The following is a 15584-nucleotide window of genomic DNA, read 5'->3' as shown; positions in this document are numbered from 1 at the left end:
TATGAAATGAAAACTAATTTCTTAAAAATATCAATTTTATTTTTTGCTTTACTTTCCAGCTCTTTTGGATTTGCTCAGTATACCAATATTCCTGACTCAAAATTTGAGCAAGCATTAATTGACTTTGGAATTGATTCTGGCCCTCTTGACGGACAAGTTTTAAAAGCAAATATTACTGGGGTTCAAAGTTTAAATATTTCTAGTAGAGAAATCACTAATTTGACAGGAATAGAAGATTTTGTTGCTTTAAAAGAATTATATTGTTTTCAAAACCCACTATTAAATTTAGATATTTCTAAAAATATAGCTTTGGTTAATTTGAGCTGCGGCAACACTTTTATATCCAGTCTTAATACTTCTAATAATATTGCTCTAAAAGAACTTGATTGTCAAAAAAGCAAGATAACTGCTTTAGATCTTTCTAAAAATATTGCGTTGACAAAGCTTTTATGCAATGAAAATCAATTAACAAATTTAGATTTAGCGGCAAACACACAACTTGATTTTTTACAATGTAATGACAATCAAATAGTAAATCTAAACACTTCTACATGTGCACTTTTAAAACACTTAAATTGTGATAACAATCTGATAACGAATCTGAATATTAGCTCAAGTACAGTTTTAACCCATTTAGAATGCAGCAATAATCGTTTATCTGCTTTAGACACCTTAAATAATCTGGCTTTAATTAATGTTTATTGCAATGAAAATGAAATAACAGAATTAGATTTTTCTAAAAATACAGCTCTTGTTCGTTTATTCTTCGCTCACAATCAGCTAATAAAATTGAATTTAAAAAACGGCAATAACCCTTCTCTTCTTGCAGGTGATTTTAAATTTAATTCAAATCTTACCTGTATAGACGTTGATAATGAAATCTACTCTTTAGGAAATTGGGAAAGCTACAAAGATGCAACTGCTTTTTATTCGAACGATTGCAGCAAAGTCATATACAATCTACCAGAATTAAATTCGACAGGAGATCAGTTATACTGTCCGGGCTCTGAAATAAAAATAGTAGACACGTTTTCTATTACTCACGATACAAATGATACCGGAACAGTAGCTGGCTATATTCAAATTTCTTCTGGTTATGCACAAGGAGATCTACTTAAACTTTCAAATGCAGCGATGTATCCTTCCATTTCTACGCAATGGGATCCTGAATCAGGAAAACTAACCATTACAAAATTAGATGGAAGTCCAATTTTATATTCAGATTTCGAAGCAATTATAAAAGAGATTGTATTTTACAACCCTTCTACTACAATTTCTGGCACAAAAACTTTTTCAATCACCATCGGGCAAGCCAATTATTTGCCTTCAACAGGACACTTTTACATCTACATATCTTCACTTGGAGTCACATGGTCTTATGCAAAAGAGACAGCTGAGAATATGATCTATTTTGGCCTTAAAGGCTATTTAGCTACTATTACATCGGCAGATGAAGCAAAATTAATTGGAGAACAAGCATCTGGAACCGGATGGATTGGAGGGAGTGATGCTGAAACTGAAGGTGTTTGGAAATGGGTTACCGGCCCAGAAGCAGGAACTGTTTTTTGGAACGGTAATGCAAATGGTTCTACTCCCAATTATGCTTTTTGGAATACAGGCGAACCCAATCAGCAAGGTGATGAAGATTACGCACATATTACACAACCTGGTGTTGGAATACGAGGCTCATGGAATGATTTATCAAATTCTGGCGACAGTCAGGGAGATTATCAGCCAAAAGGATTTGTTATTGAGTTTGGAGGAATGCCAGGAGAAGCTCCTGTTAAAATTGCAACAAGTACTAAAATCACAATACCTGTTGCAACGCCAGAAGCAAACCCTGCTGCAATTTGCGACACGGGAAGCTTCACCTTCACTGCTACAGCAAATACTGGAACAATAAGCTGGTATGATGCTCCAATAGGGGGAAATTTATTAGGAACGGGAACAACATACACTACTCCGACAATAAACACAACAACAAATTATTATGTCGATGCTGGTTGCGAGATAAACCGTAAAATGGTAACTGCGACGGTAAACACAACTCCAGCAGATCCTATTGCAGAGCAAGAAACGTATACGAATTGCGGTCCGGGTACTTTAACTCTAAAAGCGATTTCAAATGTTGGTTCCATAAACTGGTACGATTCATTAACGGGAGGAACAATTCTTTTTACAGGAGAAACTTTTTCAACTCCAACAATCACTTCAAATACAACTTATTATGCAGAAGCATCAAATAATGGATGTGTAAACCTCACAAGAACGCCTATAAATATTCTAATCTATACGCCTCCAGCTGTTACAGATGAAACTTTGCCTTTATGCCAGTTTCAGTCCAGAACATTAGATGCGGGAATTCCTGGCATGAGTTATTTATGGTCAAATGCCGAAACAACTCAAACAATTGATGTTACTGTAGGCGGAACGTACACTGTCGCTGTGACAAGTCCCGAAAATTGTACGAGTACAAAAACAATCATAGTAGATGAACACAAAGTTCCGCAGATTGCCCGTGTTGATGTTGAAGGAACAAGAGCGATTATCTATCCCGTAAATGCAGAAGATTATTTTGAATATTCTGTAGACGGTATTAATTATCAAGATTCTAATATCTTTTATAATGTCCCTGGCGGACTTCAGACTGCTTACGCGCGAGAAAAAAGCGGATGTGGAGAAACTGTTAAACAATTTGTAGTACTTGTTTTTCCTCCATTTTTTACACCAAATAACGATACTTACAACGACATTTGGGAAGTAACCGGAATGGAAAATTATCCTCAGGCGACTGTTACCATTTTTGATCGCTACGGAAAACTAGTAGCGCAATTAAGCCGTTTCAAAATGAGTTGGGATGGCACATTAAACAAAGTTCCGCTTCCGGCATCTGATTATTGGTATGCCTTACAAGTAGATGATTCTATGCCTGTTTTAAGAGGGCATTTTAGCTTAAAAAGGTAGTTTTTTAATTAACTTGTTTTTGATTTCGTTTAAGATAAAAAGATAATCTTCGTGTTTTTTGACAAAATCACGATCCGAAACATCAATGATTAAAACATTCAAATCGGTTTGAGATTTTATGTATTCCAGATAGCCCGTATTGATTTTCTCTAAATATCCCGCTTCTATATTCTGTTCGTAAACTCGACCGCGTTTTTTGATGTTTTGAAGAAGTCTATCTGTATTCTGATATAAATAAATATACAAATCTGGCTTTGGCATTTCTTTGTAAATGATATCGAATAGATTTCTGTACAAACGATATTCATCTTCCTGAAGCGTTATTTTGGCAAAAATCAACGACTTAAAAATGTGATAATCGGCAACGATAAAATCTTTGAACAAATCAAATTGCGCCAAATCATCAGATAATTGCTGGTAACGATCGGCTAAAAAAGACATTTCTAGAGGAAACGCATATCGATTTTGATCTTTGTAGAACTTTGGCAGAAACGGATTATCAGCAAATCTTTCTAAAACTGTTTTTCCGTTAAAATCTTCTGCAATTTTGTGTACTAAAGTTGTTTTTCCTGCACCTATATTACCTTCAAAAGCAACATAATTAAACTGGTTGAGCGGAATTTTATCAATCGGACTTTCTAAATTCTGAACAACCGTACAAATACTTTCATCGGGAGTAACTGCAATCAATTCGGGAATTGTTTTTTGCAGAATCGGATGTTTCCAATTTAACTTTAAATCCTGCATAGGAAGCAGTACAAAATTCCTGTTTTGCATTAGCGGATGCGGAACCTGAAGTTTCTCTGTCTCAATTATTTCATCATCAAAAGCAATCAAATCAACATCAATAATCCTAGACTGATAGCCTTCTTGATTCAGACGGATTCTCCCTAGTTCTTTTTCGACTTTTAAAATTAGATTGAGTATTTTTTGCGCAGACGAATTGGTGTGCAAAAGTAGTGCACAATTATAAAAAGCATCACTTTCAAAACCCCAGGCCGGAGTTTCATAAAGTTTTGAAACCTGAATAACAGTTCCTACATTTTGATGTATTAAATCAATACAATTTTGAATGTTTTCTAGTCTGCTGCCTTGGTTGCTGCCTATCGATAAAACGACTTGATGCTGTAATTTCATAATTAATGCAAATTAACTAAAACTATTTTAGAATTAACCAATATATTTGTGAAACGACGTCTCAAATTCAATCTAAAATTTAGAGGTCTCGTTTGTAACAATTTGCTCTTTTTTGCTACTTATAAAAAAAATATACATATGAAGTTTTTAGGAAATGTAATTGCCACAGTAATTGGTATTTTTGTTTTTATCATGCTCTTCTTTTTTGGAGTAATCTTTCTCGGAGTAGTTTTTGGCGGAGACGACGCCGTTTCTCTTAAATCGGATTCGGTTATTGAATTGAATTTAAAAGAAATTAAAAATGACTACGCCGGAAAATATAAAGATCCTTGGGTTACTCGTTTTTCTGAACAAAAAGGCATTGGCTTGACCGATGTTATTAACGCCATCGAAGCGGCTAAAACAGATGATAACATTAAAGGGATTTCGATCTTAAATGATGAATCTTCTCTTGGTCTTGCTCAATATAAAGATTTACGAAATGCTTTGGAAAGCTTTAAAAAATCAGGAAAATTTGTTTGGGCTTATGCTAATACTTATTCTCAAAAAGAATATTATTTAAATTCTGTTGCCAACACCATTTATATAAATCCTGCTGGAGATCTAGACTTTAAAGGACTTTCTTCTGAGGTAATGTTCTTCAAAGATTTTCAAGACAAATCGGGAATCCGTATGGAAGTTATCCGTCACGGAAAATACAAAAGCGCCGTTGAGCCTTTCTTAGAAAATAAAATGAGCGATGCCAACAGAGAACAAATAACAGCACTTTTAAACTCAATTTGGGCTACCGTTTCTAGCGATATTGCAAAAAGCAGAAATATTCCGCTTCCTAAATTGAACGAAATTGCAAATGGTCTTTTGGCACGAACTCCAGAAATGGCAAAACAACAGCATTTAGTAGATATTATAGCTTATGAAGATGTTTACCACAACGCTATTAGAAAAGCTTTAAACGTAGACAAAGACGAAGATTATAATAAAATTTCGATTGCAGATTATACTCAAAATTATGTTACAACTGCTTTAGCCAATACGGCAACAGATCAGATTGCTATTATTTACGCTCAAGGCGAAATTGGCAGCGGCGAAGGAGATGTCAACACAATTGGTGAAGGTTCTATGCGCCGTTCTCTGCAAGAAGCCAGAAAAAATGATGACGTAAAAGCTATCGTTCTTAGGATTGACAGCCCAGGCGGAAGCGCACTAACTTCTGATTTAATCTGGAGAGAAATTGAAATTACCAAAAAAGTAAAACCGGTTGTGGTTTCTATGGGTAATTATGCGGCCTCTGGCGGTTACTATATTGCCTGCAACGCCAATAAAATATTTGCTGAAAATAATACCATTACAGGATCTATCGGTGTTTTCGGAATATTGCCAAACTTTAGTCCGTTAGCCAATAAATTAGGAATCAATTCTGAACAGGTTAAAACGCATGAAAATTCAGCAAATTATAGTCCGTTTGTACCAGTCGATGAAAAATTCAAAGCCTTTACATTAGAAGGAGTCGAAAAAATTTACAACACTTTTGTATCACATGTTGCAGAAGGCCGTAAAATGACTTTTGCACAAGTTGATTCTATTGCGCAAGGAAGAGTTTGGTCTGGATCAGAAGCGTTAAAAATTGGTTTAGTAGATAAAATCGGAGGATTGAATGATGCAATTGCTGAAGCTGCAAAAATAGCCAAAGTAAAAAAATATAGCACTCAGAATTATCCGGAATACGAGAAAACGTTAAATGATCTTCTTTCAGGACTTCCTTTTGCAAAATCTAAAGAAGCTTTCATAAAAGAAGAAATTGGAGAAGAAAACTATCTTCTTATCGAACAGGTTAAGAAATTTCAAAAACAAAAAGGAATTCAAGCAATATTGCCTTACGGAATCAATATCTATTAATTGAGCTAAAATGAATAAAGTAATTCTTTTTTTAACGGTTTTGTTTTGGAGTTTTATAAATGCTCAAGACAAAAAAGAAATCACGTTTAAGGAAACGCCAGCGGTATTAAAAATAAATACAGATCAGATTTTTGGTACGCTGACAACACCAGATTTGACCAAAAAATATCCAGTTGCTTTAATCATTGCTGGTTCTGGCCCAACTGACAGAGACGGTAATAATCCGATGATGAAAAACAATTCATTAAAAATGCTGGCAGAAGCGTTGGCAAAAAAAGGGATTGCATCTTTACGTTACGATAAAAGAGCTATTGGAGAAAGCAAAGCTGCAGGCGGATCTGAAAGCAGTCTGGTTTTTGAAAATTATATTCAAGATGCAAAAAGTTGGATTAATTATTTAAAACAAGACAAACGATTTTCTAAAATAATTATAATTGGCCATAGTGAAGGTTCTCTAATTGGAATGGTTGCCAGCACAAAAGCTGATAAATTTGTTTCGATTGCGGGTGCCGGCGAACCTGCAGATAAAATCTTGAAAACGCAGATTGGCGCAAAATCTATGAAACAGCTTAACGACTTGACTTTCCCGATTATAGATAGTTTGAAAAACGGTTTTGAGGTAAAAAAAGTCGATCCAATGCTAAACTCTCTTTTCAGACCAAGCATTCAGCCTTATTTGATTTCGTGGTTCAAATACAATCCGCAGACCGAAATACAAAAACTTACCATTCCGGTTTTAATACTACAGGGAAACAATGATCTTCAGATTGCTGTTAAAGATGCTGAAAATTTAAAACAGGCCAATAAAAATGCTGAATTACAGATTATCGACAAAATGAATCATATTATGAAAATTATTGACGGCAATCAGGAAGACAATATAGCGAGTTATAGCAACGACGTTCTTCCAATTTCCGAAGTTTTAGTCGACAAAATAGTTTCATTTATTCAGAAATAAATAAAATAAAATAAACGAAAAATCCGTTTTGACATATATCAGAGCGGATTTTTTATTTCATTAAAATAAAGTTAATTCTTACAATATTAAGAAAACTTTATTTTGGACTCTTGCAAAAAAGGCTACTTTTGTGGAGTCGATTTTTTGTAAACCCTCAAATCTATTAATATGCTAAAAAAAGTTTTAAAAATAAGTGCCATCATTCTAGTGGTATTTGTTGTTGCATTATTTGCCATTCCGTTTTTATTTAAAGACCAGATCAAGTCTAAAATTGTCGAGGCTATTAACAAAAGTGTTGATGCGAAAGTAAGTTTTGCTGATGCCGATTTAAGTTTATTCAAGAATTTTCCAAACGCTACCGTTGGAATCGAGAAATTAGTAATCATAAACAAAGCTCCTTTTGAAGGTGACACATTAGTTTCTTTAGGAGAGCTGAATTTGAAAATGAGTGTTAAAGAGCTTTTCAAAGGAAAAGAAGAACCTTTAAATATTCAGGGAATTAGCTCTACAAACGGGTTAGTAAATATCATCTTTAATAAAGATGGCATCGGAAACTTTGATATTGCTTTAAAAGACAAAAAAGAAGAAGCGAAAGACGAAGCAAGCAAACCACTGGCCTTAAAAATTCAAAATTATAAAATTGAGAATTTTACTTTTAGATACATCGATCAAGGTTCTAAAATTAAAATGGTAATTGATAGCTTAAACCACGAAGGAACTGGAGATTTCACCAATTCAAAATTAGATTTGACAACAAAATCTACTGCAAAAGTTTCATTAGACATGGACAAAATGAATTACATGAAAAATGTAAAATTGACTTTAGATGCAGTTCTTGGTATTGATTTAGAAAAGAGTAAATATACTTTTAAAGAAAACAAAGCTTTAATCAATCAATTGCCTTTAGAGTTTGACGGATTCATTCAAATGGCCGAGAAAGCTCAGATTTATGATTTAAAGTTTAAAACGCCTACTTCGTCATTTACCAACTTTTTAGGTTTAATTCCTTCAGCATACTCTTCAAGCTTAGAAGGTGTAAAAACGACTGGAGATTTTACTGTAAACGGTTTTGCAAAAGGAGAACTTACAGATACCACTGTTCCTAAATTCAATATTGAAATTGCTTCTAATAATGCCTCTTTTCAATATCCTAACCTTCCAAAATCGGTTCAGAATATTGTAATCGACACTAAAATCATCAACGAAACTGGAATTTTAAATGATACTTATGTAAATCTGGATAAGTTGTCTTTTAGAATTGATCAGGATGTTTTTAATGCTAAAGCGAATATCAAAAACATAACCGTAAATCCGATTGTTGATGCGGCTTTAAAAGGAACAATCAATTTAGCTAATCTTTCAAAAGCCTATCCTATTAAAATGGATAAGCCTTTGGCTGGTATTTTAAAAGCTGACGTTACAACCAATTTTGATATGGCTTCTGTAGAAAAAAGCCAATACCAAAATATCAAGAATGCTGGTACAATGAGTTTGTCTGGATTTAAATATACAGACGAAAACAATAAATCGATGAACATTAGTACGGCTTTAGTCCAGTTTAACACAAGTACAATCAACTTAAAACAATTTGATGCTACAACTGGAAAAAGTGACATAAGCATTAATGGAGTTTTGGAGAATTTCTATGGCTTTATGTTTAAAAAACAAGAGCTGAGAGGAAATTTCAATATGAGTTCCAACCAATTGGCGGTTGACGATTTCATGACTTCTGGCGAACCGGCTAAAACAGAAACAAAAATTCCAGCAAAACCTGCTGAAGCAATGAAAATTCCTGCGTTCTTAAACTGTACTTTAAATGCAAAAGCAACAACTGTTTTGTATGATAATCTAAAATTAAAAGATGTTTCTGGAAGATTGCTTATTAAAGATGAAAAAGCAACTCTTGAAAACTTTAAAACCAATATTTTTGGAGGTTCAATTGGTTTAAACGGAGCTGTTTCTACAAAAGAAAAAGTACCTACTTTTGATATGAATTTAGGCTTTAATCAAGTTGATATTGCACAGACTTTTACGCAATTGGACATGATGAAAAAAATCGCTCCTATCGCAGGAATCATCAACGGAAAACTGAATTCTACCATTAAATTGAATGGTAATCTGGACGCAAAAGAACTGACTCCAGATTTGAAATCTATTTCTGGCGATTTGTTAGGTCAATTATTATCGACAACTGTTAATGCTAAAAATTCAACTGTTTTAAATTCATTGACTTCAAATATTAAGTTTCTTGATTTAAACAAATTGAATCTTAATGATTTGAAAATGGCATTGACTTTTGATAACGGTAAAGTGAATGTAAAACCATTTGATATAAAATATCAAGACATTAAAGCTACTATTGGCGGAACACACGGTTTTGACCAAACTATGAATTATACGCTTAAATTTGATGTTCCTGCTAAATATTTAGGAACTGAAGCTAATAATCTAATTGCAAAATTATCTCCTGCCGATGCTGCAAAACTGGACAATATTCCAATTAATGCTTTTCTAACTGGTAACTTTTCAAGTCCTAAAATTAGTACAGACATGAAAGCAGCTGTTATTAATTTGACTGCACAACTAGTGAATCAGCAAAAAGAAAAACTAACTCAAAAAGGGACTTCTGCTTTAACCGATTTAATTAATAAAAATACTAAAGCAAAAGATACAACTCAAGCTGCGAAAACAGAAAAAGAGCAAAAAACTCAAGAGGTAACCAAGAAAGCAAGTGATTTATTAAATGGATTGTTTAAGAAAAAGAATCCGTAAATAAAAGGTGCTAAGGGACTGAGGTGCTAAGTTTTTTAAATAAAAAAATCCTGTTCAAATGAACAGGATTTTCTTTTTTTATTCTAGTTGTTTAGTACTTTATGTATGGCTTTAATGAAATCTGGAACGCCTAATTTATTGGTATCCAAACCTTCACTCCCATTTCCATAAGGTTCGTATTTTTTCATATTAGCGCCTGAAAACAATCCCAAAGTTGGTGTTTTTGAAGCGCTTGATAAATGCATAATTCCACTGTCTGCTCCTACAAACACATCTACATTGGCTAAAAAAGAACCAATTTCGCGAACATCTTTACTGTAAAAAGTAGGAGCTTCAAAATTGATTTGAGAAACATTTTCAACTGGTAAAACTTCTACAATATTATAGTCGTCCGAAAATTCCTTTTTTAAGGCCGTATAGAACTCATCCCACCAAGAAACACTATAACATTTTTCGCCGGTTGCAAACGTAAAAATGGCAATCGTCTTTTTATTGGGATCAATAATTTTATCTAGAATGTTTTTTCCGTTTGAAATTTCAGTTTCGGTTAATTTTAAATCTAAAAGTGCCACAGGCTCATTTTTGCCTTCTACACCTGCTTGATTAAGAAAATGTCTAAAATTATACACGGGATATTTTGCAATATGCTCATAATCTTCGTGCTCTAAAGTTACGCCTTCAGGAAGATTGCCAAAAAACTTATGTTTAGCAGTCGAGAACTTAACCCCCAATCTTCCAGAAGATGAATTCTGATCCACATTTATCGCAATATCATAGTTTTGTTTTCTAATTAAAGTCCAGACTTTAAAGTATTTTACCAATTCTTTAAAAGGCTTTTTAGGAAGATGAATAATTTTATCTACATTATCATATTTTTCAAAAACGATAGGTGCCACAAAACCTTTTACAAACACATCAATTTTACAATCAGGAAAAGTTTCAGTCACTTCCTGAACCAATGGCGTAATTAAAAGCATATTCCCTAATCGGCCATTTGGTCTGCAGATTAATACTTTTTTTATTTTACTTTTATCAATTGATTCAACATTGCCAACGCCCGAATTTCCAACATTCTTCGTTAAATTCTGCATTAGCGATCGCCTAAAAGCATTTACCTTTTTTTTGTTACTCATGTGGTATTTGTTTTTTGAAAATTAAATTTGCTTCAACACTCCAAAGCTATAATTATTCACCAACTAATTAACACAAAAACACAAATTAAATTGTAAATTTTGAAGTAAAATAATTTAAACCAAAAAAAAGATAACAATTTAGTAATAAACTCTTACACGTTTATAGTAACAACATATCCTTCTGAGCCACGTATATTAAAGACGGTTCCGTTTTCAAACAACAAATATTGCCCTTTTATTCCCGTTAGTTTTCCACTAAAAGAAGGTGTTTTATCTAAGTTTAAACTGTTCACTTTTGCAGGATAACTTAAAACAGGATAGTCTAACTCATAAATATCATTTTTTTCGCTTTGGAAGTATTCTCGAGCCTCAGCAGGAATTAAACTTTCTAATTTCGATTTTTCAACTACCAAATCGCAGTTGCCGGTTGTGCATTGCAGCATTTTTCTCCAGTTGGTTTTATCGGTATAATGTTCTTTTAATGCTACTTCTGTTATTCCTGCCAAATATCGGTTCGGAACCTCTACAATCGCAATGGCTTGAGATGCTCCCTGATCAATCCAACGGGTTGGAACTTGTGTTTTACGTGTTACCCCTACTTTTACTTCGCTTGCAACAGCCAAATAAACAATATGTGGCTGCAATTGCACTTTTGATTCATAATCTAAATCTCGGTCTGCAATTCCTAAATGCGCTGTACTCAATTCTGGTCTCATAATCCAATCTCCAACTGCCGGACTCGAATAAAAACAATCGTAACAAAAACCTTGACGGAATATTTTTTTCTTTTTACCGCAATTCAAACATTGGTAACCTGCAAAATTGATTTCAATTTCTTTGTCTAATAACTGATTAACATTTAAGAAACTATCTTCGAAAACTAAGTAGTATTGAATTGGACTTCCAAGTTCGGTTTGCATTTTTGTCAGTACACCTTGATATTGCATTCGTATTTTATTTATAATTGCTGATTTCGACTTATCAAAAGATTTAAAATTTTTTGTGTTAAAATTCCACTTATTAGGTAGAATCTTTACTACAAATAGAATTGTTTTTTACAAAAAAACATTATTTTTGATATGAAGACAAAGTTACTATTTGTCTACCGATATTCAAATTTTAAGTTTTTTGTTTTATAGAGATTATAACATTTAAAAACCTAAACTAGTTAACTAAAAACCAGATTCATGCCTTTATCAATTATCAATTCGTTTGCATCTTGGGTCCTAAAACAGAGGATCCATCAAATAGAGCTTTTTTTAAAATACCCGAATGAAGTTCAAGAAGAATTATTGCACAACTTATTGACGGCATCTGAAAATACGGTTATTGGAAAAAAATACGAATTCTCGACTATAAGTTCCTATCAGACTTTTGCAGAAAGAGTCCCGATTGCGACTTACGAAGAATTGCAACCTCTGATTGAGCGTACACGCTTGGGCGAACAAAACGTTTTTTGGGAAACTCCGATCAAATGGTTTGCCAAATCGAGCGGTACTACAAATGCAAAAAGCAAATTTATTCCGGTAAGTAACGAAGCGCTTGAAGATTGCCATTATAAAGGCAGTAAAGATTTGTTATGCCTTTATCTGAATAATAACGAAGATTCTGAATTGTTTTTGGGAAAAAGCCTTCGTTTGGGCGGAAGTTCTCAAATTTACGAAAACAACAATACTTTCTTTGGTGATTTATCGGCCATTTTGATTGAAAATATGCCAATGTGGGCCGAATTTAGCAGTACGCCAAGCAGCAAAACTTCGCTGATGAGCGAATGGGAAACGAAAATGGCAGCCATTATCAATGAAACCAAAAACGAAAACGTAACCAGTTTTGCTGGTGTTCCTTCTTGGATGTTGGTATTGATGAATAGAGTGTTGGAAAACACAGGAAAACAGAATTTATTTGAACTTTGGCCAAATTTGGAAGTTTATTTTCATGGCGGCGTGAGTTTTTCTCCATACAAAGAACAGTACAAAAATATTTTACCAAGCAAAGATTTTAGATATTACGAAATATACAATGCTTCTGAAGGTTTTTTTGCGATTCAGGATTTAAACAATTCAAGCGACTTATTGCTGATGCTGGATTATGGAATTTTCTACGAATTTATTCCGATGGACACTTTTGGAACGCCTAACCAAAAAGTGATTCGTTTGGCAGATGTTGAGCTGAATAAAAACTATGCGATTGTAATTACTACAAATTCTGGTTTGTGGCGTTATTTAATTGGCGATACGGTTCGTTTTACTTCTTTAAATCCGTATAGAATTAGAGTTACGGGAAGAACGAAACATCATATTAATGTTTTTGGAGAAGAATTGATGGTCGAAAACACCGATCAGGCTATTGCAAAAGCATGTCAAGTGACACAAACTGAAGTGATCGATTATACGGTTGCTCCTATTTTTATGCAAGACAAAGAAAAAGGCGCCCACGAATGGATGATCGAATTTAAAAAACATCCTGCTGATGTTGGCCTTTTCCAAAAAGTTCTAGATGAAACTTTACAGACTTTAAACTCAGATTACGAAGCAAAACGCTACAACAACATGACTTTAAATCCATTAGTGGTTAATGTCGCTCGAGAAAATCTTTTTTATGACTGGTTGAAGGAAAGAGATAAATTAGGTGGACAGCACAAGATTCCAAGGCTTTCGAATCAGAGGGATTATTTGGAGCAGTTGAAGGAGATGTGTTGATATTTTTTTGCCACTAATTACACGAATTTTCACGAATTAAAATTGTAAATAGATTTTTATCTAATAAAACATGAAGAATACGAAATTTAGCGAAATGACAACAGAAGAACTGATTAAAAATCAGAAGACTTTGAAAACAGTTAATACCATTTTTGCTGTTGTATTGTTTATGTTATTTGCTCTTAACTTGTTTATTATTTTTATGAAAGGTTTTAGCGCTATGAATGTGGTTCCTATTGCTTTAGTACCGATTCTTATTTTGAATGTTAGAAATTTAAAAGAAATGAAAAGAGAATTGGAATCTCGAGAGTAAAATAGAAATAGCTCTATAAAAAAATATAAATTGCCACTAGCTTTAGCTAGTGGTTCTAAAAAGACTCTTTTGAGGGCTTTAGCCAAACTTGTTAAACAATTGGCTAAAGCCTTTTTTTGTTTTCTTCCATACCTCCAGCTAAAGCTGGAGGCAATTCAAATTTCTTTAATTGTTTAAAAACGGAAATTCCACTAAACCTACATGAGGGATAGAAGTGGAAATCCTTTTGTGCCGGGGTTCGGCACAAAAGATTGCAACGGATAGCCCGACCTGGAGGGACATGCCATTATTTAGATTCTAAGGTTCTGAGATTTTAAGCTACTAGGATTTCCTCAATATTGTCATTTCTCTTTCCTCGAAATGACAAAAAAATGTATTAAAACCCCTTAATTAGCTTAGGGTAAACACTTTTACATCATATCAATATACCTGTCGTGGTAACCTAAAAGGTATAAAACACCATCGAGACCTAAACTTGAAATAGATGTTGAAGCGCTTTCTTTTACTTTTGGTTTGGCGTGGAAAGCGATTCCTAGACCTGCTAAGTTTAGCATTGGCAAATCGTTTGCTCCGTCTCCAACAGCGATGGTTTGGTTAATATGAATTCCTTCTTTTTCGGCAATTGCTTTTAAGTGTTCGGCTTTCTTTTGTCCGTCTACAATATCGCCAATATATTTTCCGGTTAGTTTACCGTCTTTTATTTCTAACTGATTGGCGTGAACGTAATCTATGCCTAATTCTTTTTGAAGGTATTCTCCAAAATAAGTAAATCCTCCAGAAAGAATTGCGGTTTTATATCCGTAATATTTTAAAGCTTTCATCAAACGATGTGCTCCTTGTGTTATTGGCAAGTTGACAGCAACGTTTTGCAATACTTCTTCGCTCAAACCTTCTAAAAGTGCCATACGCTGTTTGAAACTTTCGTTGAAATCAATTTCTCCGTTCATAGCCGATTCTGTAATGGCACGTACTTGATCTCCGACTCCGTTTAATTCTGCTAATTCGTCAATTACTTCGGTTTGAATTAAAGTAGAATCCATGTCGAAGCAAACCAAACGGCGATTTCTTCTGTAAATATTATCTTCTTGAAAAGAAATATCAACGTTTAGCGTTCTAGAAATTTCCATAAAACTTGCCGTCATGATGATCTTGTTTACGATTTCGCCTGTTACAGACAATTGAATACAAGAACGCGGATATTCTTCTTTCTCAACGATAGAAGTTCTTCCCGTTAGTCGAATGATAGAATCGATATTCAGATTTTGATCTGACATGATTTTGGTTACTGCCGCCAATTGTGAAGCCGCCAGTTTTTCGCCCAAAATATTGATGATGTAACGTTGTTTAGATTGTGATTTTACCCAGGTTTCGTAATCTTCGATAGAAATCGGAATAAATTTTACTTTGATTTCCAGTTCGTAAGCTTTGAACAGAAGATCTTTTAAAACCGGCGCTGAAGAAGATCCAGCAGCAATTTCGAACAAAATTCCCAAAGAAAGTGTATCGTGAATATCGGCTTGACCGATATCTAAAATATTAGCATCGTATGCCGCCAATACAGCGGTCAAGCCTGCTGTAACTCCAATTTTATCGTGTCCTGAAACTTTTAATAAAATTATTTCTTTATCTTCTACTGCCATTTTTCTTTCTTGATTTTGAAGCGACAAAAATCGGCAATCTCTAGTTGATAAAAAAGAATAATCCTTGTTTTT

At 33.8% G+C, this 15584-nt stretch carries 10 protein-coding genes; 6 read left to right on the top strand and 4 right to left on the bottom strand.

Annotated features, from left to right (window positions below; genetic code table 11):
* Window positions 1-6: 6 nt before the first annotated feature.
* Window positions 7-2964, top strand: coding sequence for an Ig-like domain-containing protein (locus EG814_RS15200; protein ID WP_125722752.1), 2958 nt, complete (start codon window positions 7-9; stop codon window positions 2962-2964).
* On the opposite strand, the gene folK is transcribed toward EG814_RS15200, so the two are convergent.
* Window positions 2953-4101 (bottom strand): 2-amino-4-hydroxy-6-hydroxymethyldihydropteridine diphosphokinase, encoded by a 1149-nt coding sequence (gene folK, locus EG814_RS15195; RefSeq protein WP_125722751.1) that lies wholly within the window; start codon window positions 4099-4101, stop codon window positions 2953-2955. The two genes, EG814_RS15200 and folK, sit on opposite strands and share 12 nt — an antisense overlap.
* Before the next feature lie 138 nt (window positions 4102-4239).
* Between folK and sppA the strand changes: the two genes are divergently transcribed.
* From sppA to EG814_RS15180, 3 genes are all read left to right on the top strand, one after another.
* Window positions 4240-5997, top strand: coding sequence for a signal peptide peptidase SppA (sppA, locus tag EG814_RS15190; RefSeq protein WP_125722750.1), 1758 nt, complete (start codon window positions 4240-4242; stop codon window positions 5995-5997).
* 10 nt (window positions 5998-6007) lie between these two features.
* A complete protein-coding gene (locus tag EG814_RS15185; RefSeq protein WP_125722749.1) occupies window positions 6008-6955 on the top strand; it encodes an alpha/beta hydrolase family protein in 948 nt (315 codons plus the stop codon).
* A 168-nt stretch (window positions 6956-7123) separates the two neighbouring features.
* On the top strand, window positions 7124-9727 hold the full coding sequence (locus EG814_RS15180) for an AsmA-like C-terminal region-containing protein (RefSeq protein ID WP_125722748.1): 2604 nt from the start codon (window positions 7124-7126) through the stop codon (window positions 9725-9727).
* Window positions 9728-9810: 83 nt separating this feature from the next.
* Here the strand turns inward: EG814_RS15180 and EG814_RS15175 are convergent, their stop codons facing one another.
* Both EG814_RS15175 and EG814_RS15170 read right to left on the bottom strand, forming a co-directional pair.
* A complete protein-coding gene (locus tag EG814_RS15175; protein WP_125722747.1) occupies window positions 9811-10860 on the bottom strand; it encodes a glycosyltransferase family 9 protein in 1050 nt (349 codons plus the stop codon).
* A gap of 152 nt (window positions 10861-11012) precedes the next feature.
* On the bottom strand, window positions 11013-11807 hold the full coding sequence (locus tag EG814_RS15170) for a DUF2797 domain-containing protein (RefSeq protein ID WP_125722746.1): 795 nt from the start codon (window positions 11805-11807) through the stop codon (window positions 11013-11015).
* 240 nt (window positions 11808-12047) lie between these two features.
* On the opposite strand from EG814_RS15170, the gene EG814_RS15165 reads away from it, so the two are divergent.
* Together EG814_RS15165 and EG814_RS15160 are read left to right on the top strand one after the other, a co-directional pair.
* Window positions 12048-13559, top strand: a complete 1512-nt coding sequence (locus EG814_RS15165; RefSeq protein ID WP_125722745.1) for a GH3 auxin-responsive promoter family protein — start codon at window positions 12048-12050, stop codon at window positions 13557-13559.
* Between the two features lie 70 nt (window positions 13560-13629).
* Window positions 13630-13872 (top strand): redox-active disulfide protein 2, encoded by a 243-nt coding sequence (locus EG814_RS15160; protein ID WP_125722744.1) that lies wholly within the window; start codon window positions 13630-13632, stop codon window positions 13870-13872.
* 410 nt (window positions 13873-14282) lie between these two features.
* Here the strand turns inward: EG814_RS15160 and serB are convergent, their stop codons facing one another.
* Window positions 14283-15512: a phosphoserine phosphatase SerB gene (serB, locus tag EG814_RS15155; protein WP_125722743.1), complete on the bottom strand. Its 1230-nt coding sequence runs from the start codon at window positions 15510-15512 to the stop codon at window positions 14283-14285.
* Between the last annotated feature and the right edge of the window lie 72 nt (window positions 15513-15584).

The organism is Flavobacterium ustbae (assembly GCF_003946915.1).
Classification (GTDB): Bacteria; Bacteroidota; Bacteroidia; order Flavobacteriales; family Flavobacteriaceae; genus Flavobacterium; species Flavobacterium ustbae.
Note: the sequence above shows the minus strand (reverse complement) of the source record. Positions and strands in the feature narration are given on the sequence as shown.